Annotated in this window: 23 protein-coding genes; 18 read left to right on the top strand and 5 right to left on the bottom strand. The window is 64.5% G+C overall.

The annotated features are described in order from the left end of the window. Positions 1–99: 99 nt before the first annotated feature. The 11 genes from phnG (at position 100) to phnE (LB547_RS19345) (ending at position 9,894) form a co-directional block, all read left to right on the top strand. On the top strand, positions 100–561 hold the full coding sequence (gene phnG / locus LB547_RS19395) for a phosphonate C-P lyase system protein PhnG (protein ID WP_140500313.1): 462 nt from the start codon (positions 100–102) through the stop codon (positions 559–561). Beyond that, entirely contained in the window at positions 561–1,172 is a 612-nt protein-coding gene (gene phnH, locus LB547_RS19390; RefSeq protein ID WP_140500314.1) for a phosphonate C-P lyase system protein PhnH, read from the top strand. The genes phnG and phnH overlap by 1 nt, the downstream gene beginning before the upstream one ends. 2 nt (positions 1,173–1,174) lie before the next feature. Continuing rightward, positions 1,175–2,287 (top strand): carbon-phosphorus lyase complex subunit PhnI, encoded by a 1,113-nt coding sequence (locus LB547_RS19385; RefSeq protein WP_140584116.1) that lies wholly within the window; start codon positions 1,175–1,177, stop codon positions 2,285–2,287. Next, positions 2,284–3,249, top strand: coding sequence for an alpha-D-ribose 1-methylphosphonate 5-phosphate C-P-lyase PhnJ (locus tag LB547_RS19380; protein ID WP_224655823.1), 966 nt, complete (start codon positions 2,284–2,286; stop codon positions 3,247–3,249). The genes LB547_RS19385 and LB547_RS19380 overlap by 4 nt, the downstream gene beginning before the upstream one ends. Continuing rightward, positions 3,246–4,022, top strand: a complete 777-nt coding sequence (phnK, locus tag LB547_RS19375; protein ID WP_140763270.1) for a phosphonate C-P lyase system protein PhnK — start codon at positions 3,246–3,248, stop codon at positions 4,020–4,022. The genes LB547_RS19380 and phnK overlap by 4 nt, the downstream gene beginning before the upstream one ends. A 64-nt stretch (positions 4,023–4,086) precedes the next feature. Next, positions 4,087–4,794: a phosphonate C-P lyase system protein PhnL gene (gene phnL, locus LB547_RS19370; RefSeq protein ID WP_140763273.1), complete on the top strand. Its 708-nt coding sequence runs from the start codon at positions 4,087–4,089 to the stop codon at positions 4,792–4,794. Beyond that, positions 4,791–5,408, top strand: a complete 618-nt coding sequence (locus LB547_RS19365; protein WP_140763276.1) for a DapH/DapD/GlmU-related protein — start codon at positions 4,791–4,793, stop codon at positions 5,406–5,408. The genes phnL and LB547_RS19365 overlap by 4 nt, the downstream gene beginning before the upstream one ends. Positions 5,409–5,669: 261 nt before the next feature. Then, positions 5,670–6,518: a phosphonate ABC transporter ATP-binding protein gene (gene phnC / locus LB547_RS19360; protein ID WP_140500368.1), complete on the top strand. Its 849-nt coding sequence runs from the start codon at positions 5,670–5,672 to the stop codon at positions 6,516–6,518. Positions 6,519–6,609: 91 nt separating this feature from the next. Continuing rightward, complete coding sequence (gene phnD, locus LB547_RS19355; RefSeq protein ID WP_140500369.1) at positions 6,610–7,518, top strand: phosphonate ABC transporter substrate-binding protein; 909 nt, start codon at positions 6,610–6,612, stop codon at positions 7,516–7,518. Positions 7,519–7,576: 58 nt separating this feature from the next. Continuing rightward, the gene (phnE, locus tag LB547_RS19350; RefSeq protein WP_140763279.1) at positions 7,577–8,533 is read left to right on the top strand and encodes a phosphonate ABC transporter, permease protein PhnE; all 957 of its coding nucleotides are present in this window, start codon (positions 7,577–7,579) and stop codon (positions 8,531–8,533) included. Positions 8,534–8,535: 2 nt separating this feature from the next. Beyond that, complete coding sequence (phnE, locus tag LB547_RS19345; RefSeq protein ID WP_140513797.1) at positions 8,536–9,894, top strand: phosphonate ABC transporter, permease protein PhnE; 1,359 nt, start codon at positions 8,536–8,538, stop codon at positions 9,892–9,894. 253 nt (positions 9,895–10,147) lie between these two features. Here the strand turns inward: phnE (LB547_RS19345) and LB547_RS19340 are convergent, their stop codons facing one another. From LB547_RS19340 to LB547_RS19330, 3 genes are read right to left on the bottom strand one after another with little or no spacing between them, the layout of a single operon-like run. Continuing rightward, positions 10,148–10,999 (bottom strand): sugar phosphate isomerase/epimerase family protein, encoded by an 852-nt coding sequence (locus LB547_RS19340; protein ID WP_140513798.1) that lies wholly within the window; start codon positions 10,997–10,999, stop codon positions 10,148–10,150. Between the two features lie 38 nt (positions 11,000–11,037). Beyond that, positions 11,038–12,225 (bottom strand): Gfo/Idh/MocA family protein, encoded by a 1,188-nt coding sequence (locus LB547_RS19335; RefSeq protein ID WP_140763281.1) that lies wholly within the window; start codon positions 12,223–12,225, stop codon positions 11,038–11,040. A 55-nt stretch (positions 12,226–12,280) separates the two neighbouring features. Next, on the bottom strand, positions 12,281–13,336 hold the full coding sequence (locus tag LB547_RS19330) for a sugar phosphate isomerase/epimerase family protein (protein ID WP_140500378.1): 1,056 nt from the start codon (positions 13,334–13,336) through the stop codon (positions 12,281–12,283). A 399-nt stretch (positions 13,337–13,735) separates the two neighbouring features. Here LB547_RS19330 and LB547_RS19325 point away from each other — a divergent pair, with 399 nt between their 5' ends. The 5 genes from LB547_RS19325 to LB547_RS19305 are packed head-to-tail and all read left to right on the top strand — an operon-like array spanning position 13,736 to position 17,985. Then, positions 13,736–14,623 carry a sugar phosphate isomerase/epimerase family protein gene (locus tag LB547_RS19325; RefSeq protein ID WP_140500380.1) on the top strand — a complete coding sequence of 296 codons (888 nt, stop codon included), beginning with the start codon at positions 13,736–13,738 and terminating at the stop codon, positions 14,621–14,623. Positions 14,624–14,679: 56 nt separating this feature from the next. Next, on the top strand, positions 14,680–15,849 hold the full coding sequence (locus LB547_RS19320) for a mandelate racemase/muconate lactonizing enzyme family protein (RefSeq protein WP_140500381.1): 1,170 nt from the start codon (positions 14,680–14,682) through the stop codon (positions 15,847–15,849). A 2-nt stretch (positions 15,850–15,851) separates the two neighbouring features. After that, the gene (locus LB547_RS19315) at positions 15,852–16,568 is read left to right on the top strand and encodes a FadR/GntR family transcriptional regulator (RefSeq protein ID WP_140513801.1); all 717 of its coding nucleotides are present in this window, start codon (positions 15,852–15,854) and stop codon (positions 16,566–16,568) included. 5 nt (positions 16,569–16,573) lie between these two features. Then, positions 16,574–17,554 carry a hydroxyacid dehydrogenase gene (locus tag LB547_RS19310; RefSeq protein WP_140500385.1) on the top strand — a complete coding sequence of 327 codons (981 nt, stop codon included), beginning with the start codon at positions 16,574–16,576 and terminating at the stop codon, positions 17,552–17,554. Positions 17,555–17,595: 41 nt separating this feature from the next. Continuing rightward, positions 17,596–17,985, top strand: coding sequence for a hypothetical protein (locus tag LB547_RS19305; protein WP_140522584.1), 390 nt, complete (start codon positions 17,596–17,598; stop codon positions 17,983–17,985). Positions 17,986–18,003: 18 nt separating this feature from the next. Here LB547_RS19305 and LB547_RS19300 read toward each other — a convergent pair whose 3' ends face one another. Further along, positions 18,004–19,299, bottom strand: coding sequence for an amidase (locus tag LB547_RS19300; protein ID WP_224702943.1), 1,296 nt, complete (start codon positions 19,297–19,299; stop codon positions 18,004–18,006). A 120-nt stretch (positions 19,300–19,419) separates the two neighbouring features. Here LB547_RS19300 and LB547_RS19295 point away from each other — a divergent pair, with 120 nt between their 5' ends. After that, complete coding sequence (locus LB547_RS19295) at positions 19,420–19,767, top strand: GFA family protein (protein WP_140763287.1); 348 nt, start codon at positions 19,420–19,422, stop codon at positions 19,765–19,767. Between the two features lie 120 nt (positions 19,768–19,887). On the opposite strand, the gene LB547_RS19290 is transcribed toward LB547_RS19295, so the two are convergent. Next, positions 19,888–21,102, bottom strand: a complete 1,215-nt coding sequence (locus LB547_RS19290; RefSeq protein ID WP_140763290.1) for an MFS transporter — start codon at positions 21,100–21,102, stop codon at positions 19,888–19,890. Positions 21,103–21,193: 91 nt separating this feature from the next. Between LB547_RS19290 and LB547_RS19285 the strand changes: the two genes are divergently transcribed. Continuing rightward, positions 21,194–22,180 (top strand): AraC family transcriptional regulator, encoded by a 987-nt coding sequence (locus LB547_RS19285; RefSeq protein WP_140500395.1) that lies wholly within the window; start codon positions 21,194–21,196, stop codon positions 22,178–22,180. Positions 22,181–22,207: the final 27 nt, after the last annotated feature.

The following is a 22,207-nucleotide window of genomic DNA, read 5'->3' as shown; positions in this document are numbered from 1 at the left end:
GCCCCTGTCACGCACCCGTCATGGACTCGCGTTAGGTAATGGGTATAATTCGTATGGTTGTCTATATCAATAGATAAATTAGAAGCAAGGATGTTGCTCATGCGAGGACAGGAAGCGCGCGACCAGGCCGAACGCAAGGCGGCCATGGCAACCCTGGCGCAGTCCAGCGGCGACGACATCGTTCGCCTCTGGAACGAATCCGGCCTGCCTGCCGAGGCCGAACTGCTGCGCGGTCCCGAGACCGGCCTGGTCACCATGCGCGGCCGCATCGGCGGCGGCGGCGCGCCGTTCAATGTCGGCGAGGCCACCGTGACCCGCGCCACAGTGCGCCTGCCGTCCGGACAGGTCGGCCATTGCTATGCGCTCGGCCGCGACAAGCAGAAGGCGAAGCTGGCGGCCATCGCCGACGCGCTGTGGCAGGACCCCGCCCACCGAGAGGCGGTCGAAACGGGCCTTCTCGCGCCGCTGCGGGCTGCCTTGACCACGGCACGAGAAAGGCGCCGCGCCGAAACGGCGGCAACGAAGGTGGATTTCTTCACCATGGTTCGCGGAGAAGATTGATGGATATCGCAGCGCAATCGATCGAGGGCGGGTTCGCCGATCCGGTGTTCAACGCCCAGACGGTGTTTCGCGCCGTCATGGACGCAATGGCGCGGCCGGGCAGCGTGCAACCCTTGCCGGCCCTGGCCCGCCCGCCGGCGCCGCTTTCGGCGACATCGGGCGCGGTTGCGCTGGCATTGTGCGACAATGACACGCCGCTCTGGCTCGACCCGGCCCTGCATGCCTCGGCAGCGGTCATGTCCTGGCTCGGCTTTCACAGCGGTGCGCCGCTGGCCAACACCCCGGCCGACGCGCATTTCGCCTTTGTGGCCTCGCCGGCCGAGATGATGGCGCTCGACGGTTTCTCGCAAGGCACGCAGGACTATCCCGACCGCTCGACCACATTGATCCTGCAGGTCGGCGATCTCACGTCAGGCACGCCGCTGCTGCTCGAAGGTCCTGGCATCGAGAAGACGGCGACGATCGCGCCGGCCCGCATGCCGCGTCATTTCATCGAGCAGTGGAAGCAGAACATCAACCGCTTTCCGCGCGGCGTCGACATCATCCTGGCGGCACATGACAGCCTCGCCTGCCTGCCGCGTACGACACGCATCAAGACTACGGAGGCCTAGCGATGTATGTTGCGGTAAAAGGCGGCGAAGCCGCGATCGCCAACGCCCACAGCCTGCTCGCCGACCGTCGGCGCGGTGACCGCTCGGTACCGGCACTGCGCCTCGACCAGATCGTCGAACAGCTGGCGCTCGGCGTCGACCGGGTGATGAGCGAAGGCTCGCTTTACGATCGCGAACTCGCCGCACTCGCTATCGTGCAGGCGCGCGGCGACATGATCGAGGCGATCTTCCTGGTGCGGGCCTACCGCACCACGCTGCCGCGCTTTGGCTATACAAATGCCATCGACACCGCCACCATGCTGGTCGAACGCCGCGTTTCGGCGACCTACAAGGACCTGCCCGGCGGCCAGTTGCTTGGGCCCACCTTCGACTACACGCACCGGCTGCTCGATCCCGAGCTTGCCGCCGGCGCCGATGTCGCCGCGCCCTTGCGGCGCGAGACGGAAGCGCAGGCAATGCCGCGCGTCTCGGCGATCCTCGCTCGCGATGGGCTGATCGAGCCGGACGGAGACATGCCGCAGGACCATGTCCCCGGCGACATCACCCGCGAGCCGCTGGAGTTCCCGATGGCTCGCGACATCCGCCTGCAGGCGCTCTCGCGCGGCGACGAGGGCTTCCTGCTGGCGCTCGGCTATTCCACGCAGCGCGGCTATGCCCGCAACCATCCCTTCGTCGGCGAGATCCGCATCGGCGAGGTCGAGCTGGAGCTCGACGTGCCCGAACTGCCTTTCGCGGTGCCGCTCGGTACCGCGCGCGTTACCGAATGCCAGATGGTCAATCAGTTCAAGGGCTCGGCCAAGGCGCCACCGCAATTCACACGCGGCTACGGGCTGGTCTTCGGCCAGAGCGAGCGCAAGGCGATGGCCATGGCACTCTGCGACCGCGCTCTTCGTGCAAGCGAACTCGGCGAGGACATTGTCGCCGCCGCCCAGGACGAGGAATTCGTCATCTCGCACTCCGACAACGTCCAGGCGACCGGCTTCGTCGAACATCTGAAGCTGCCGCATTATGTCGACTTCCAGGCCGAACTCGACCTCGTGCGCCGCATGCGCGCCGAGTACGACGCCCGCGAAAATCCCGGCAAGATTGAAGAGAAGAAAGAGGCCGCGGAATGAGCGCGCAACCGATTGACATCGCCAGCTACAACTTCGCTTATCTCGACGAACAGACCAAGCGGATGATCCGCCGCGCGATCCTCAAGGGCATCGCCATTCCCGGCTATCAGGTGCCGTTCGCCTCGCGCGAAATGCCGATGCCCTATGGCTGGGGCACCGGCGGCGTCCAGGTTACCGCTTCGATCATCGGCCCCGACGATGTGCTGAAGGTCATCGACCAGGGCGCCGACGACACCACCAATGCGGTCTCGATCCGCGCCTTTTTCAAGAAGGTCGCCAATGTGGCGGTTACGACCGATACCGCCAGCGCCAGCATCATCCAGACCCGCCACCGCATTCCCGAATATCCACTCGCCGCAGGCCAGGTGCTGGTCTACCAGGTACCGATCCCCGAGCCCCTGCGCTTTCTCGAGCCACGCGAGACCGAAACGCGCAAAATGCATGCGCTGGAGGAATACGGCCTCATGCATGTGAAGCTCTATGAGGACATCGCCAAGCACGGCCGCATCGCCACCACCTATGCCTATCCGGTGAAGGTCGAGGGCCGCTATGTGATGGACCCGTCTCCGACGCCGAAATTCGACAATCCCAAGATGCACCGCTCGCCGGCTTTGCAGCTGTTCGGCGCCGGCCGCGAGAAGCGCATCTACGCGCTGCCGCCCTTTACTGATGTGGTCAGCCTCGACTTCGAGGATCATCCGTTCGAGGTGCAGACCTTCGACCAGCCCTGCGCGTTGTGCGGCGCCGAGAACGTTTATCTCGACGAGGTCATCCTCGACGACCACGGCGGCCACATGTTCGTCTGCTCCGACACCGACCACTGCGAGAAGCGGCGCAGCGCCCCTACCTCCCCCTTGTGGGGAGGTCGCGCCGAAGGTGGGGGTAGCGACCCATCGGCAGCCCCCACCCCGGCGCTGCGCGCCGACCCTCCCCACAAGGGGGAGGGTAAGGAGATACAATGACCGAAGAACCCTTGCTGCGCGTTTCGGCGCTCTCCAAATTCTACGGCTCGCGCGTCGGCTGCGACAACGTCACCTTCGATCTGTGGCCGGGCGAAGTCCTGGCTGTCGTGGGCGAATCCGGCTCCGGCAAGACGACTTTGCTCAACTGCCTGTCGACACGACTGTTGCCCTCATCCGGCACCGCCAGCTACCGCATGCGCGACGGCCAGTTCCGCGAACTCTACCGCATGAGCGAGGCCGAGCGCCGCTTCCTGATGCGCACCGACTGGGGCTTTGTCCACCAGAATCCGGCCGACGGCCTGCGCATGACGGTGTCGGCCGGTGCCAATGTCGGCGAGCGGCTGATGGCGGTGGGCGACCGCCACTACGGCAAGATCCGCGCCACCGCCGTCGACTGGCTGTCGCGCGTCGAGATCGAGGAAGACCGCATCGACGACGACCCGCGCGCCTTTTCCGGCGGCATGCGCCAGCGCCTGCAGATTGCCCGCAACCTCGTCACCGGCCCGCGGCTGGTGTTCATGGATGAACCGACAGGCGGCCTCGACGTCTCGGTGCAGGCGCGCCTGCTCGATCTCTTGCGCGGCCTCGTCACCGATCTCGGCCTCGCCGCCATCGTCGTCACCCATGACCTCGCGGTGGCCCGGCTTTTGTCACAGCGCATGATGGTGATGAAGGACGGGCGCGTTGTCGAAAGCGGCCTCACCGACCGCGTGCTCGATGACCCGCGCGCGCCGTACACGCAATTGCTTGTTTCCTCGATTCTGCAGGTTTGACGATGGCGCCAAGTCACCCCCCTCTGTCCTGCCCGCAAACGAATAACGATTGGAGTACCTTCTGATGCCGACGCCTCTCGTTGTTTCCGACGTCGCCAAGAGCTTCACCATGCATCTGCGCGACGGCATCAAACTGCCTGTCGTCGCCGGTGTCTCCTTCTCGATCCGCGCCGGTGAATGCACCGTGCTCGGCGGCCCGTCCGGGGCCGGCAAGAGCTCGATCCTGAAGATGCTCTACGGCAATTACGCCGTCGACGAAGGCCAGATCATCGTCACGCACGAAGACGGGCTGATCGACCTTGCCAGCGCCAGCCCGCGCACCGTGCTTGCCGTGCGCCGCCAGACCATCGGCTATGTCAGCCAGTTCCTGCGCACCGTGCCCCGCGTATCGGCGCTCGACGTCGTCGCTGAGCCGCTCGTAGAGCGCGGTGAGGATCGCGAAGCAGCAAGAAGCAAGGCGCGCGCCCTGCTGGCGCAGCTTAACCTGCCGGAAAAACTCTGGGCATTGCCGCCGGCGACCTTCTCCGGCGGCGAGCAGCAGCGCGTCAACATCGCGCGTGGCTTCATCACCGGGCACCCGATCCTGCTGCTCGACGAGCCGACCGCTTCGCTCGACGCAAGGAACCGCGATGTGGTGATCGAACTCATCGCCGCCAAGAAGGCGGCAGGCGTCGCCCTGCTCGGCATCTTCCACGACCATGATGTGCGCGCGTCGGTGGCCGACCGCATCATCGACGTCACCGCCTTCGCCCCGGGAAAGCTCGCCGCATGAGCAGGAAATTGTCGGAGACGCCGCTGGTCCACCCGACGGCGGACGTGGAGAATTCGACGCTCGGCCGCTGGACCGAAATCGCCGACCGCTGTCGGGTTTCGGAAAGCGAACTCGGCGACTATTCCTACATGATGCAGGACTGCGCCGTCTGGTGTGCGACGATCGGCAAATTCTCCAACATCGCGGCAAGCGTGCGCATCAACGCCACCAACCACCCGACCTGGCGACCGACGCTGCACCATTTCACCTACCGCGCATCGGACTATTGGGACGATGCCGAACACGAGAGCGACTTCTTCGCTGAGCGCCGCGCCAGGCGTATTTTCATCGGTCACGACACTTGGCTCGGCCACGGCTCGACGGTCCTGCCCGGCATCACCATTGGCGACGGTGCCGCGGTCGGCGCCGGAGCGGTGGTATCGAAGGATGTCGCTCCCTACACCATCGTCGCCGGCGTGCCGGCAAAGCCGATCCGCGAGCGCTTCGACCGCCGCACCGCCGAGCGCTACCAGGCGCTTGCCTGGTGGGATTGGGACCATGCGAGGCTGCGCGCCGCACTCGACGATTTCCGTCAGCTCGAGGCCGAAGCTTTCCTGGAAAAATACGGTGGATGACGGTGGTGAATGGAATAGGGCTGCTCACTATTCGCATTCCTTACATAGAGTTCGGGCAGGGGGCTGTCTTCTCGAGCCGCCTGCCTTCCGCAGCTTCAGGGACATGGAAGCACTTCGAGGAACTGATTGGTCCTGGCCTGATCGCGCACGACACGGCTGTGGGTGGTAACAAAACTGACATCAATCCGACACCGCAGGTTCATGGCGCTGCGCTAGCGAGGGTCAACAGGACCTTCAACCGCGACTGGACGGGAACGCACCATGTCAGCCACGCTCGAAATCCGCGGCGTCACCCGACGATTTGGCAAGAACACCGCCGTTAACGATGTCAGCATCTCGATCCCGCAGGGTCAGATGGTCGGCGTTATCGGCCGTTCCGGCGCCGGCAAGTCGACGCTTCTGCGTATGATCAACCGCCTCATCGATCCCAGCCATGGATCGATTTTCTTCGACGGAGCCGAGGTCTCGCAATTGCGCGGTTCGCCGCTCAGGCGCTGGCAGCGCGACTGCGCCATGATCTTCCAGCAATTCAACCTTGTGCCGCGCCTCGACGTGCTGACCAATGTGCTGCTCGGCCGGCTGAACCATCGTCCGACCCTGTCGAACCTTTTCGGCATGTTCTCGCGGACCGAGTGTGCGCAGGCGGTCGCCGCCCTCGAGCGGCTCGATATCGCCCGTACCGCGCTGCAGCCCGCAGGCACCTTGTCGGGCGGCCAGCAGCAGCGTGTCGCCATTGCCCGCGCCATGATGCAGCAGCCCCGAGTGATCCTGGCCGACGAGCCGATCGCTTCGCTCGACCCGCTCAATGCCAAGGTGGTGATGGATTCGCTGCAGGACATCAATTTGCGCGAGGGCATCACCGTGGTCACCAACCTGCACACGCTGGACACCGCCCGCACCTATTGCAACCGCATCATCGGCATGGCCGCGGGCAAGGTCGTGTTCGACGGGCCGCCGGAGGAGCTTAACCGCGAGGCCGTCCGTCTCGTCTATGGCGCCGACAGCAATGGCGGCGAGATATCCGAGGCCATCACCTCGACCAGCGTTGCCTTCAAGCAAAAGATCGCCGCATCCGCCGGACCGCTCGAACCCGCATTCCCGGGTTACTGAGAGCGACCTGGATCGCCAGCCCGCGTCAGGGCACCCGTCAAAATCACCAACGCCGCCGGCGCGGGGCCGGAACCTACAGGAGAGAAATCAGATGTTCAGGAAAATGGTTTTCAGCGCCGTTTCGGTGCTTGCAATGGCCACCGGCGCGGCGCATGCCGCCGATATGAAGGAATTCCGCGTCGGCATCCTCGGCGGCGAGAACGAAACCGACCGGCTGCGCAACTACCAGTGCCTGGCCGATCACCTGAAGGCTGAATTCGGCTTCGAGAAGGTCTCGCTGTTCCCGGCCGCCGACTATGACGGCGTCATCCAGGGCCTGCTCGGCGGCACGCTCGACTTTGCCGAACTCGGCGCTTCCGGCTATGCCAGCGTCGTCCTCAAGGATCCCAAGGCGGTAACCCCGATCCTCACAACCCAGCAGACCGACGGCGCGACCGGCTACTATTCGATCGGCCTGGCGCTGAAGTCCTCCGGCATCACCGACATCAAGTCGGCCAAGGGCAAGAAGCTCGGTTACGCCGATCCGGATTCGACCTCCGGCTACCTGATCCCGCTGACGCAGATTCCGAAGGACACGGGCGCGTCGAACGAGACCTTCTTCGCCTCGACCCAGTTCAATGGCGGCCATGAGAACAATGTGCTCGCCGTGCGTGACGGCAAGGTCGACGTGGCGGTGGACGATTCCTCCGGCATCGGCGACTTCAAGGACGGCTACACCTCCGGCACCTTCCACAAGGAAGTCGCCAAGGGCGCCGTCGACCCCAACGACTTCGTCGAGGTCTGGCGCTCGGGCCTGATCCCGAACGGTCCGCTGGTCGTGCGCACGGCGCTCGGCGACGAGATGACGGCCAAGCTGGCGGCCTTCTTCACCGACCTGCCCAAGAAGGACAAGGCTTGCTTCGAAGGCGTCGAAGGCGGTGATTTTACCGGCTACGTTCCGGTGAAGGCGGATTTCTATAACGTCATCGTCGAAGCCCGTAAGGCAGCCATCGGCGGCTAAAGGCAGAAGTCAGGAAGGGCGGCGTCGAGAAAACGCCGCCCTTCTTGCATCTCCGACCATGACCTTTTCCCTGACAGCTCCTTCCGGCGCCACGCACCAGATGGCCGACGCCTGGCGTCGCCAGACCTCCTTGCGCCGGCTCTACACCGCCATCGGCGTCGGCCTGCTGTTGGTCGCACTCGGCGGCACCATGTGGTTCGCCGACGATGCCAATGCCGGACACTTCTTCGACCGGCTTCCGCACATACTGGATTTCCTGAGCTGGCTCGTTCCCAAGGACTGGAACGATGTCTGGCGGGCGCTGTTCGACATCGCCTCCCCGCATGACACCGGCACGCAGGAATTCAACTTTCCCCTCGGCCGCGCCTATGTCTGGGGCGGCTTCTACATCCCCGAATATTTCGAGCTGATGCTGACCACGCTTAACGTGGCGCTGGTCTCGACATCAATTGGTTTCGTCTTCGCCGTGCCGTTCTCCTTCATCGCGGCGCGCAACCTGACGCCGCATCCGCTGCTGCGGCTTGTCGTCAAGCGCTTCATGGAACTGCTGCGGGCTTTTCCCGAGATCGTCATCGCCGGCCTGTTCGCGGCCATCGTCTCGATAGGTCCGATCGCCGCCATCATCGCCATCGGTCTGCATTCGATCGGCGCGTTGGGCAAGCTGTTCTATGAGATCAACGAGAACATCGACATGCGCGCCGAGGAAGGCCTGCGGGCCGTCGGCGCCAACTGGTTCGAACGGGTACGCTTTGCCGGCCTGCCGCGGGTGCTGCCCAATTTCATGTCCTATACGCTGCTCAGGATCGAGATCAACGTGCGCATCTCCACCATCATGGGCGCGGTCGGCGGCGGCGGCATCGGCGAGGAGCTGAAGCTGTCGATCTCGCGCGGCTTCGGCGCCAAGACGATAGCCTTGGTGCTGCTCCTGTTCACGACCATCTTCATCGTCGACCAGTTCTCCGCCTGGCTGCGCCGCAAGCTGGTCGGCGAACAGGCCTTTGTGATGAGCGCCTGATCATGACCGCCGCCGAAATCCAGTCGATCGAGGAACGCTTCCCGCAAGTGTTCCGCCGGCCGTTCCACAAGCGTTTCGGGCCGCTGCTGCTGCTTGGCGGCATCTTGCTCTACCTGCTCTACGCGCTGTGGTTCTTCAATCTGCCGCAAGTGCTGCGGGAATCGCATTGGGAGCGGCTGCCGCTGTTCCTGACCCAGTGGATCAGTTACGACGTGCAGCCGATCTTCCGCCTCGACGAGCCGCAGATAACGGCCAAATACCCCCGCTTTTCTGTACTCGGCCCCAATCCCCACCCGGATTGGGTCAAGACCAACGCCGACGGTTCGGTGACGGTCCTGATCGACGGCACGGCGAAGTCGGTCACCTTCGACAAGGCACGAGCAACGATCGTCGCCGCTGGGACGAGCGTGGCGGTGGCGCTGGACAGCGGCAAGCCGCTGGTCTCGGGACCTGTTCCCGACTGGGTCACCGTGCATGAGGATGAGGTCGTCGCCGACATGGGCTTCGCCGGCGAGGTCCGCGTCGCCCCCGATCGCGTCAGGATCCGCAAGCGCTTTCTCGGCTGGGCGAACTTCGTCTTCGACACACGCTCGCCCTTCTTCGGAAAATCCGCCGGCGAGGTGGTGTCACTGATCACGTCGGGCCCCGAGCTGAAAGCGGGCACCTCCAATCTGGCGCTCGCCGGCAACAACATCTGGAACAATGCGCAGTGGCAGCATGGCGATGTCTGGACAAAGCTGTTGCAGACCATCGTCATGGCCTTTCTCGGCACCGCGCTCGGCGGCATCGTCGCCTTCCCGCTCGCCTTCTTCGCCGCCCGCAACATCACCCCCAACCGGCTGGTAAACCAGCTGCTCAAGCGCTTCTTCGACTTCATGCGCTCCATCGATATGCTGATCTGGGCACTGTTCTTCACGCGCGCCTTCGGACCGGGTCCGCTGGCCGGCAGCGCCGCGATCTTCTTCACCGAGATCGGCACGCTCGGCAAAACCTATTCCGAGGCGCTGGAGAACATCGATGACAAGCCGCGCGAAGGTGTTGTGTCGACAGGCGCCAACCGTCTTCTGGTGCAGCGCTACGGCGTACTGCCGGAAGTGGTGCCGGTGTTCATCAGCCAGACGCTCTATCAGTGGGAATCCAACACCAGGGGCGCAACCATTATCGGCGCCGTCGGCGCCGGCGGCATCGGTCTGAAACTGTGGGAAGCGATGCGCACCAATTCGAACTGGGCCAACGTCTTCTACATGGTGCTGCTGACGCTGGTCGTGGTCTTCATCTTCGACAACATTTCCAATTTCCTGCGCCGCAGGCTGAGCCGGACGATTCACGACTACAACAGGTTGCAGGCCGAGCAGGGCTAACCTTGTGACGCATAAGCACGGGCATCGTATAGTGCCGCGCCAAGGATCGACCCCCACTCCGTCGAGCTGCGCTCACCTCTCCCCCGCCCCCCCGGCCCGCGCCGCCCGCCACCTCTCCCCCGATCGACGGGGGAGAGGAATGGCGCCAGGCCGTCCTGGCTGACGCCTGTCGCCCTAGGCCGAGGCTTCTTTCTATCCGCCAAAGGTCGCCGACGCAGGTCTTGTTCGCGTCACTATCGCCCGACCAAGGCACCTAGGCGGCCTTCTTCCACCCGTTCTTGATATGCTTATATCCATCCCGATAAACCGCTTCCGGGCTCTCGGAAAAATCGCGCCACACCTTGGTCGCCGCCGCGAGATCCTTCAGCGAACGTCCAAACGCCTCGATCGTCAGCCAGTCGTCGTAGCCGCTCTTGCGGATGGCCGAGAATGTTTCCTTCCAGGGGATGTTGCCGCGCCCCGGCACGCCGCGATCGTTCTCCGATATATGGATATGCACGACATTCCTGCGATGCTTCGTATAGGCGCCGATCGGGTCTGCCTCCTCGATATTGGCGTGGAAGGTGTCGTACATCGCCTTGATGTGCGGCCGGTCGATGGCATCGATATGCTCCGACAGGTCGGCCATCGTGTTGAGGAGATAGCATTCGAAGCGGTTGAGCGCCTCGAGCCCGATGGTGACGTTCCTCTTGCCTGCATGATCGCCGATGGCGCGCTGCGAGGTGACGGAGCGTTTCTTCTCGGCCGCGGTCGGGCCGGACCCGGAAAAGGCGCCGAGCGTCGAATGCAAGGGGCCGCTTAGCGTTCTGGCGCCGAGGGCATCTGCGCAATCGATCGCCCATTTCATGTAGTCGACACCGGCCTTGCGCGTTGCCGCATCGGCCGAGATCAGGTTCATCGCCGGATCGCCCATCGCTGAAACGGCGGTCCGTTCAAGCCCTATGCGATCGAGCAGCTCGCCGAGTTTTCTGTAGTCGTCCGGCATACCGGCAAAGATCGGTATCTCGACGCCGTCGAAGCCGGTGGCCTTGATGTCGCGAAGCAATGGCTCGTGCTTCTTCGATACGGCCGTCGTCCACAAGAACATGCACATGCCGATTTTCATCGACGCCCCTCCCCAAAATGATCCCCCGCGAGGTCAATTTAAAGTTTCGTCCACGCTCCATTCTTCTTCGACGATTTCACGCAGGCCTCGATGAAGGCCATGCCCTCCACGCCGTCCTGAATGGTCGGGAACACGACGTCCTTGGCAGGTTTGCCGCCCTTGCGCCGCGCGGCGCGGATGGCGCGTGCGGCCTCCTGGTAGATGTTGGCGAAGCCTTCGAGATAGCCTTCGGGATGACCGGAGGGAACGCGGCTGACACGGCCCGCCACCGGCAGCGCGCCGGCGCCGTTGCGGGTGATCAGCTGCTTGGGCTGGCCGAACGGCGTATACCAGAGATGGTTCGGGTCGGCCTGCACCCATTCCAGCCCCCCCTTCGAGCCATAGATGCGCAGCTTCAGCCCGTTCTCATGGCCGGGCGCCACCTGGCTTGCCCAGATCATGCCTTTTGCCGCATGCGTCTTGCCGACCGGCTTGAAGCGCAGCATCACGTTGACATTGTCGTCGAGCTGCCGTCCCGGTACGAAGGCGTCGAGATCGGCCGACAGAGTGTCGAGTTCCAGCCCGGAGACAAAGCGCGCAAGATTGTAGGCATGCGTGCCGATGTCGCCGAGCGCGCCGCCGGCGCCGGCCTGCTTGGGGTCGGAACGCCACGCCGCCTGTTTTTGACCGGTGGCGGCAAGGTCCTCCGTCAGCCAGTCCTGCGGATATTCCGACTGCACGATGCGGATGTCGCCGAGCACGCCCTTGGCCACCATCTCGCGCGCTTGGCGGATCATCGGATAGGCGGTGTAATTGTGGGTCAGCACGAACACCTTGCCGGTCTTCTCGACGATCGCCGCGAGCTTCTTTGCCTCGGCCAGCGTCGTCGCCAGCGGCTTGTCGCAGATGACATGGATGCCGGCTTCAAGAAACGCCCTGGCCGCCGGCACATGCACATTGTTCGGAGTGACGATGGCCACCGCCTCGATGCCATCCGGGCGCTTTGCCTCGGCCTTGGCCATCTCGGCATAGGACGCGTAGCTGCGCGAAGGGTCGAGCCCGAGCTCGGCGGCAGAGGCCTTGGCGCGCGCCGGATCGGACGACAGCGCGCCGGCGACCAGCACGAACTCATTGTCCATGCGCGCCGCGATCCGGTGCACCGCGCCGATGAAAGCGCCTTGCCCGCCACCGACCATGCCATAGCGGATCGGGCCGCCTCCCGTTTCCGACTTCGATGCACCGACCATGTCGTCTCCCTCGTGTCTGAGATACCCCTCCCTCGAGGGAGAGGGAAAACCCGCGCTAGATTCCCATCATGGCGCGCAGCACCTTCTTATCCGTGGCACCGCCGGCGAAATCGTCGAACGCCTTCTCCGTCACCCGGATGATGTGGTGCTGGATGAAGGGCGCGCCTTCGGCCGCGCCGTCCTCCGGATGCTTCAGGCAGCACTCCCACTCCAGCACCGCCCAGGAATCATAGTTGTACTGCGTCAGCTTGGAGAAAATGCCGCCGAAATCCACTTGTCCGTCGCCGAGCGAGCGGAAGCGGCCGGCGCGGTTCGTCCAGCTCTGGTAGCCGGAATAGACGCCTTGCCGCCCGGTCGGGTTGAACTCGGCGTCCTTGACGTGGAAGGCCTTGATGCGCTCGTGGTAGATGTCGATGAATTCGAGATAATCGAGCTGCTGCAACAGGAAGTGCGACGGATCGTAATTGATGTTGCAGCGCTTGTGGCCGCCGACCGCGTCGAGGAACATCTCGAACGTCGCCCCGTCGAACACATCCTCGCCGGGATGGATTTCGTAGCCGACGTCGACGCCATTGTCCTCATAGACATCGAGGATCGGCTTCCAGCGCTTGCCTAGTTCTGCGAACGCCTCTTCGATCAATCCGGCCGGCCGCTGTGGCCAGGGATAGAGGTAGGGGAAAGCCAGCGCGCCGCTGAAGCTCACCGAGACGTCGAGCCCGAGATTGCGCGACGCCTTGGCCCCGAACTGCATCTGTTCGACCGCCCATTGTTGCCGCGCTTTGGGGTTGTTGTGCACCGAAGCCGGCGCAAAGCCGTCGAACTGCGCGTCATAGGCCGGATGCACCGCCACCAATTGCCCCTGCAGATGCGTCGATAGTTCGGTGATCTCAACGCCGGCGTCGACACAGATGCCCTTCACCTCGTCGCAATAGGCCTTGGAAGACGCAGCCTTCTGGAGGTCGAACAAGCGCGCGTCCCAGGTCGGGATCTGCACGCCCTTATAGCCGAGGCCGGCCGCCCATTTTGTGATCGATGCAAGCGAATTGAACGGCGCTGCATCGCCCGCGAACTGCGCCAGGAACAGTCCAGGGCCCTTCATCGTCCTCGGCATCGGCATCCTCCCTCATTGTTGTCGCGCCCGAGCATAGCGCCGATTGAAGACAGAGCCAGCCACTTTGGTCTGTTCTCAACGGTCACTTGCGTGCATTGTCATTCTGGTATTACCAAACGTGGCGATTTGGTCAAGCCTTGCCACTCACATTCAGAGCCCTCCACCGTGCCACGGGAGGGCAGCATAGTCCAATATAATCAATGGAGTAATCCAGACATCAAGTTGCCATCGCACAGTTCTTGCCGCGCGTGGGAAATTGCTGTAGACCTCGTCTTGGGCCCAATTGGTCGAACCAGTTTGCGAAGAAATGCTGGAACGCCTTGGGGAGGAACCGTCCGTCACATCCGGTGACGGCATGTTGCAGGCGAACCATTAGGGACGATCCGGGAAGGACAGACCATGCATCTTTCGACGCACAACTGGATGCGCGCGGAACCGTTGGAGACGACGCTCAAGCGCATCAAGAAATTCGGCTATGAGTCGATCGAGATTTCCGGCGAGCCCGACCAATACAAGACCAAGGAGACGCGCGCGCTCCTGAAGGAGCACGGCATACGCTGCTGGGGCGCCGTGACCTTGATGCTGGGCGAACGCAACCTTGCCGCCCGGGACCAGGGCCAGCGCGAGCGCTCCGTGCAATACGTCAAGGACGTGTTGACCATGGTCAGCGAACTCGACGGCGAGATCATCACGCTGGTTCCCGCGACCGTCGGCAAGGTCGTGCCGGACGGCACCGAGGAAGAGGAATGGAAGTGGGTGGTCGATGCCACCAGGGAGTGCTTCACCCACGCCAAGAAGGTCGGCGTCAAGATCGCGGTCGAGCCACTCAACCGTTTCGAGACCTACCTGTTCAATCGCGGCGCCCAGGCCCTGGCATTGGCCGACGCTGTCAGCCCGGAATGTGGCGTCTGCCTGGACGCCTACCACCTCCATATGGAGGAATTTAACGTTTACGACGCGATCCGTAAGGTCGGGAAGCGCCTGTTCGACTTCCATGTCGCCGATAATAACCGCTTCGCCGCAGGCCTTGGCCAGATCGACTGGCCGAAGATCGTCGCGACCTTGCGGGAGGTCGGCTATGACGGGGCGCTGACCAACGAGTTCGTCGCGCCTGTCGACCGCACCCCGGCCGCGCCCTACCCCGACATGGTCGAACGCCACCCGGTCGACATCTCGCCCGAGCAGCTCAAATTCATCCAGGATCACGGCTCCAGCGTGCTGACGGAAAAGTTCTACACCGACCAGATGCGGATCACTGCCGAAACGTTGCTGCCGCTGATCAAGTAGCCGATCCGATTGGGAATGAGCCCTCCCGCCATCCGGCGGCAGGGCCGGGGAAGACCATGCGCATCAAAAGCGTCCAGGCCTGGTGGATTCGCATACCGATCGAGGCGGCCAAGCAGCACCGCAGCGATTTCGGTCAGGTGACGACCTTCGACGCCGCCATCCTGCGCATCGAAACCGATGACGGGCTGGTCGGCTGGGGCGAAGGCAAGAACGCCGCCGGCAGCGCCGGCAGCTATGGTGCGCTCGTCCATATGCTGAACCGCGAGGTCGGGCCGCAGCTCGTCGGCCGCGATCCGGCCGATATCGGCATCATCTGGGAAATGCTCTACAACGGCGTGCGCCACGACAGCGCGGCGCGCGCCGGCCATGCCATGCCGCAGCTGGCGCGGCGCGGCATGAGCGTGGCAGCCATCAGCGCCGTCGACATCGCGCTCTGGGACATACTGGGCAAATCGCTCGGGCAGCCGGTCTGGCGGCTGATCGGTGGGCGCAAGCTCGATCGCATGCCGGCCTACGCCTCGGGTGGCTGGGCGTCCGCCGACGCGATCGGCGACCAGCTCAAATCCTATGTCGCCAGGGGCGGCTTCAAGGCGCTGAAGATGCGCATCGGCGCCATGGATGGCGCCGCGCATGTGTCGGCCGCTCGCGTTCGCGCCGCCCGTGAGGCGCTCGGCCCCGACGTCGAGTTGATGGTCGACGCCCATGGCACCTATACGGTGGCGGAGGCCAAGCGTTTCATCCATCTCGCCGGCGATCTCGACCTTGCCTGGTTCGAGGAGCCGGTGATCGCCGACGACAAGTCCGGCCTTGCCGAAGTCCGTGCCTCCGGCGCCATACCGATCGCCACCGGCGAAAGCGATGCGACCCGCTATGCCTTCCGCGACCTCGCCGTGCTCAAGGCCGCCGACATCTTCCAGCCCGATCCCGCCTTCTGCGGCGGCATCAGCGAGGCCATGAAGATCGGAACCATCGCCAGCGCCTTCAACCTGCGCTTTGCGCCGCATCTATGGGCCGGCGCGCCCTGCTTCTTCGCCGGGCTGCATGTCTGCGCCGCCTCGCCGTCGAGCTTCACCGTCGAATATTCGCTCGGTGCCAATCCGATGATCCACGACCTTGTCGAAGAGACTGTCGAAGCCAGGGACGGTATGATAGCGATCCCCGAAAAACCCGGATTGGGATTCACCATTTCGGAGCGATTCCTGGAGGCGCACGCGCAACGCAATTGACGATGAAAGAAAACAACCTTCTCGCGGAGCTTGCCGCCTATCTGTTCTCCCATTCCGACAAGGAGACGGGCCGAACCCCGTCGGAACGCGAACTGGCGGAGCATTTCGGCGTCAGCCGCGGCCAGATCCGCGAAGCGCTGGCCATTCTCGAGGCCATGCGCATCGTCGAGCGCAGGGCCAAGTCCGGCATCTATATCGACACCAAGCAGGCCAGCGTCGAGGCGCTGGCGCTGTTCGCGCGCGCCGGCCTGCCGCTCGATCCCTTGCAGATCTACGAGACGGTCGAATTGCGCAAGATCCATGAGATCAAGGCGGCCGAACTTGCATGCTCGCGTGCCACCGAGGAGAATTTCGAACGGCTGCGCGAGATCCTGAAGGCCTCGGAAGAACGCATCGCGGCAGGCGAAGGCCTCGCCAAGGAGGACCGCGAATTCCATCTCGAGATCGTGCGCGCCACCAAGAATGGCGTCTTCCACAACATCTGCAGCGTTTACTATTTGATGGGCGAGCAGCGCCTGCCGATCTACTTCAACGATCCGGAGCGCAGCGTGCGCTCGCATGCCGAACACATCCAGATCTACGAGGCGCTGCTGCGGCGCGACGGCAATCTCGCCCAGGCGCTGATGAGCGCCCACCTGCAGGGCGCGGAAAGCTACTGGAAGGGGCTGATCGAAGGCCTCGGGGCGGCGCCGCAAAACCCGACGCTCGAACAGGCCTGACGGGGATGACGCGCATCCTGTCGACGCACAGACTGCATCCGCGCGCCGCGGCCATGCTGGCGGGGGCGGGTGAGCTTGTCGTCGCCTCGGCCATCGATCCGGGCACGCTGGCCGCCGAGGCGAGGAATGCCGACATCGTCATTGTGCGCGCGCCCCTGCCGCCACTGTTGTTCGAGGGTGCCACCAGGTTGCGGGCAGCGATCCGCCATGGCGCCGGGCTCGACATGATCCCGATGGAAGCAGCGACCGCGGCAGGTGTGCTGGTCGCCAACGTGCCGGCGGTCAACGCACGCTCGGTGGCCGAGCATGTGATGTTTGCAGCCCTCGCCCTGCTTCGGCAGTTTCGTGTCGTCGACCGCGACCTGCGCGCCAAGGGTTGGCTTGCCGGTCGCGAGCACGCCAATTCCAACATCGAGCTCGCCGGCAAGACGATCGGCATCGTCGGTCTCGGCGCCGTCGGACAGGCCGTTGGCCATATCGCCGCGCATGGGTTCGACCTGAAAGTGGTCGCAACGACCCGCAGCATGCAGCCGGCGCCGGACAAGGTCGGCTTCCTGTCGATCGACGCGCTGGTCGAGCAGAGCGACATCATCGTCCTGTGCTGTCCGCTGACGCCGGAAACACGCGGCCTGATCAGCCGCGAACGCATATCGCGCATGAAACCCAACGCGCTGCTGATCAACGTGTCGCGCGGGCCCGTCGTCGATGACGACGCGCTGATCGAGGCCTTGCGGGAGCGCCGCATCGGCGGTGCCGCGCTCGACGTGTTCTCGACGCAGCCGCTGCCACCGGATCATCCCTATTTCAGCTTCGACAATGTCGTCATCACCCCGCACATGGCCGGCATCACCGAGGAATCGATGATGCGCATGGGCGTTGGCGCGGCCGGCGAGGCCCTGCTGGTGCTGGCAGGCAAATTGCCGGTCAATCTGCGCAACCCGGAAGTGGTCGGGCACTATCGGCGACGGTTTCCCGCCGACAGCTAGACCATCGCCGTTTCGCCCCAATTCTTCGCGACGCTGGAGCCATGTCCGTTCTCCGCCTCGCATTCCTTTGCCTTGCCACCACTTCAGCGGGCCTGCTGCCCTCGCTCGCCGCGGCCAAAAGCAGCTATGTCTATTGCGACAACGGGCTGCGCTGCTTCAAGGCTCCCTGCCCATCGAACAGCGTGCTCGACCTCGCCACCGGCAAGATCATCAAGGGCGTGTCGATCGACACCGGCGGATTGCCGACGAAGGACAAGGCGATGGTCGAGGCGTCGGATGCGCTCTCTGCCGGCAAGATTGTCGTCAGGGGATCGATCGAGCGACGCACCCAGACCATCACCGGCAAGCAATACAGCCTGCCGTGGCTGATCGCGACGGCCGTCGAGCGCGCCGCCAAGGACAGCGAACGCAAGCACTGCTCTTCACACTGACATTCGGTTCAGTCCCGATCAGCCGCCCAGCAATCTCTCCACTTCAGCGGCGATGCTCAGCAGACGGCGGTCATGGCCGTGGCGCGCCACCAGCATCAAGCCGGCCGGCAGCGCCATGCCTGGTATCGGCAGCGAGATCGCGCAGAGATCGAACTGGTTGGCCACCTGCGTGTTGCGCAGCAGCAGGCCCTCCGTGCGATCGCGCAGACCGGCATCTTGCGCCAGGGACACGATGGTCGGCGCCGTCACCGGCGTGGTTGGCAGGGCCAGCACATCGACCGACGTCAGCCGCTCATCCATGGCGGCGGCCAACGCAGCACGGCGACGCAGTGCCCTGATGTAAACCGGGGTCGGCAGCATTGCCGCCCGCGACAAGGGTCCGCTCACATGCGGGTCAACCGGCACCGGAGCGCCTGCCGCCAACCAGTCTGCATGCACTTCAGCCCCTTCCATCGCGGCGATCGAACCACGTTTTGTGACCGCGCGAAGGTCCGCGATCAGGTCGTCGATCGACAGGTCCGCGACCCGTGCGCCGGCCTGCTCGATCTTGCCGAGGCAGCGCTCGAACGCTGCTGCCACCGCGCCTTCAGTCTCTCCGAAAAGCACGCCGCGCGGGAGACCGATGCGCAACCCCGCAAGGGCGAGTGGCGCCGGCAGCGCCAAGTCCTCGCCCGCCATCACCGCATCGGCTGCGGCGCATTGCGCCACGGTGCGGGCGAGCGGGCCGACCGAGTCCAGCGTGGCCGACAGTGGAAAGGCGCCTGTGAGCGGCACCCGCCGCGCCGTCGGCGTGTAGCCGCCGACGCCGTTAAGTGCCGCCGGAATACGGATCGATCCGCCAGTGTCGGAACCGATGGAGATTTCGCTCGTCCCCTCGCCGACGGAAACGCCGGCGCCGGAGGAAGAGCCGCCGGGAATGCGGTCGGCATCGGTCGCGTTGCCAGGCGTGCCATAGTGCTGGTTGTCGCCGATGGCGGTAAAGGCGAACTCGGTCATGTTGGTCTTGCCGATGATCACCGCGCCGGCTTGCCGCAGCCGGCGCACAATCATGGCGTCGCCAATTGCCGGCGCAGCATCCTTGAGCAGCAGCGATCCGGCCGTGGTCGCCTCGCCGCAGACATCGAACAGGTCCTTGATCGAAATGATCGTTCCGTCGAGCGGTCCGAGCCTCACGCCGGCCCTCCGCCGCGCGTCGGCGGCATCGGCTGCGGCTCGCGCGGCTTCGGTATAGAGTTTCGTGAACACACGTTCTTCACCGGCACGGGCGGCCAGGCGCGCAAGGATAGTTTCCAGGTGATCGCGGACGGATTGCATCTTCGGTGTCGGACTCCGGACCTCTGGGACGTCTTAAGCTTAGCAGCCAGCGCGTGGCGTGCCGAGACTTAACCCGGCGCGGGCGGTTTTGCACCCCTGGCGGACGCAAGGAAGAAAACGATGCTTTACAAAGGCAGCTGTCATTGCGGCAAGGTCGCTTTCGAGTTCGAGGCGGAACTGACCGGAGCCGTGCGGTGCAATTGCTCGATCTGCGCGCGCAAAGGGGCCTTGCTGTGCGCCGTTCCGCATCGGGCGCTGCGGGTACTGGCCTGGGGCGACGAGATCGGCACCTACACATTCGGCAACCGCGCCATCGCGCACCGCTTCTGTCGCACCTGCGGCATCCATCCTTTCGCCGAGGATGTGCGCGAGGGGAGTGAACGCAGCGCCTATATCAATATCAACTGTGTCGCCGATGTCGATCCGTCCGCCCTGTCGATCTTCGACTTCGATGGGCGTTCAGCCTGAATTTCACCGGCAGCCTGCCGCGTCTGCCTGTCAGCGACGCCGCCATCGCAACGACAACGGCCCGAGAACCTTGATGGTTCTCGGGCCGTTGCCCGAGTCAGGGATGATTGTCGGGAGAGCCTACCCGGCGCGTTTTGGGCCGAGCAGGAACACCACGACGGCGGCCAGCAAAGTCGCCGCGCCGCAATAGGCGAAGGCACTGGCGACGCCGGCATGATCGACCAGCAGGCCGCCAAAGACGGCGCCGAGCGCAATCGCCACCTGGAAGGTGGAGACCATCAGGCCGCCGGCGCTCTCGGCTTGATCGGGCGCGGCCCGCACCAGCCATGTCTGCAGCCCGACCGGCACCGCGCCGAAGGCAAAGCCCCAGGCCGCCACGGCGGCGGCGGCGATCGCCGGCGAGGCGCCGAAGACCAGCATCGAGGCGGCGGCCACTGCGATCAGCAGGGGTGCCAGCGCGACGGCGGCCTTGAGATTGCGTTCGGCCAGGATGCCGCCGGCGATATTGCCGAAGAAGCCGCCTATGCCATAGGCCAGGAGCACCAGCGAGATTGTCTCGATGCCGAGCATCGGGATCTTCTCGAGGAAGGGGCGCACATAGGTGAAGCCGGCAAAGTGCCCCGAAGCGACCAGCAGCACGACCAGCAGCGCCACCCTGATCGACGGGCGCTCCAGCACCTCGAGCAAGGTGCGGAAACTTGCCACGCCCATCGGCGGCAGTTTCGGAATGGTGGCCACCTGCACCAACAACGCCAGCGCGGCGACGACCGTGGCGATCATGAAAGCCGTGCGCCAGCCCCAGATATCACCGACATAGGCGCCGACAGGGGCGGCGGTGACGGTGGCCAGCGAAACGCCGGTCAGGATGATCGACATGGCGCGTGGCATCAACCGCATCGGCACCAGCCGCAACGCCATGGCCGCCGACATCGCCCAGAAGCCGCCCAGCGCAACGCCGAGCACGACGCGGGCAAGCAGAAGCATGGGCAGCGATGAGGCAAAGGCGGCCAAAAGGTTCGAGGCGATCAGAAACGCGGTCAGCATCCACATCACCAGCCTGCGATCCATGCGCCGTGTCATGATCGCCATTGTCGGAGCGGCAATGGCGCCGACGATCGCCGTCGCGGTGACCGCTTGTCCCGCAACGCCTTCGCTGACGCCGAGATCGCTCGCCATCGGCGTCAACAGGCTGGCGGGCAGGAATTCCGCCGTAACGAGACCGAAAACACCAAGCGCCAGCGAGACGACGGCGCCCCATGCCGGCTCGGTTCGTTCCTCCTGATCGACAGTGTTCAATAGGGCGGCGTCGACGACGCCCGTCGCGGGTTCGGCCATGGTCAGTCTCCGATGAAGTTGCAGCGCAATATTTGGCTGCACTGCAACATAGGGAGTGACGGCCTGGAGTTTCCATGCTAGAAACACCATTATGTTTGACCGTTCGTCCAAAATTCCGACCACTGGCGATCCGCTGACCGACATATTGCGTGGGCTGCGTCTCGATGGCGTCGACTACGCCCGTTGCGAAATGCGGGAGCCTTGGGGCATCCAGTTTCCGGCCCAGGCAGCGGCGCGATTCCACTTCATCGGCCGCAAGGGCTGCTGGCTGATGCAGCCCTCGGGCGAGTGGGTCGAGCTCAAGGCGGGCGACGCGGCGCTGCTGCCGCGTGGCGCAGCGCATGTGCTGGCAAGCGAACCGGGCACCAAGGCTTGGCCGATCCAGGGCTACGCGGCCGAAGAAGTCTGCAAGAACGTCTATTGCATGTCCAATGAAGCCATGTGCCCCGATGGTCGCTGTCCGGGCACGCTGCTGTTTTTCGGCAGCATGTACTTCAACATCGATGGCCTGCATCCCCTGCTCGGCATGATGCCTGATGTCATGCGCGCGCATGAACTCGAAGCTTATGAGCCGGGTATTCCGCATCTCCTGGACTCGATGGCGCGTGAAGTGACGATGGAGCGCGTCGGCTCCGGCGGCATTCTGGCGCGGCTCGCCGACGTCCTTGCCGCCACCGTGATCCGCTCATGGGTCGAGCGCGGCTGCGGCGATTCAAGCGGTTGGATCGCGGCGGTCAGGGATCCCGACATCGGGCGCGTTCTGGCCGCCATCCATCTCGAACCGGACCGCGACTGGACCGTCGAGGCGCTCGCCAGGATGATGGGCGCCTCGCGATCGGGCTTTGCCGAGCGTTTTGCCACCATTGTCGGCGAGACGCCGGCCAGGTACGTCACCCAGGTGCGCATGCACCAGGCCCGACAATGGCTGGTGCGCGATCGCCAGAAGATTTCCGTCGTCGCCACACGCCTGGGTTATGAGTCGGACGCCGCCTTCAGCCGGGCCTTTAAGCGCGTCATCGGCTCGGCTCCCAGCCACCTGCGTGCCGAGGAACATGCTGAGATCCGCCAGGCCGGCTGAAGCGCCAGGCCGTGACTCCAGGCTGGA

The sequence above is a fragment of the Mesorhizobium sp. B264B1B genome, assembly GCF_020165765.1.
GTDB lineage: Bacteria > Pseudomonadota > Alphaproteobacteria > Rhizobiales > Rhizobiaceae > Mesorhizobium.
The sequence above is the reverse complement of the archived record's forward strand: the minus strand, read 5'-3'. Positions and strand labels throughout refer to the sequence as shown.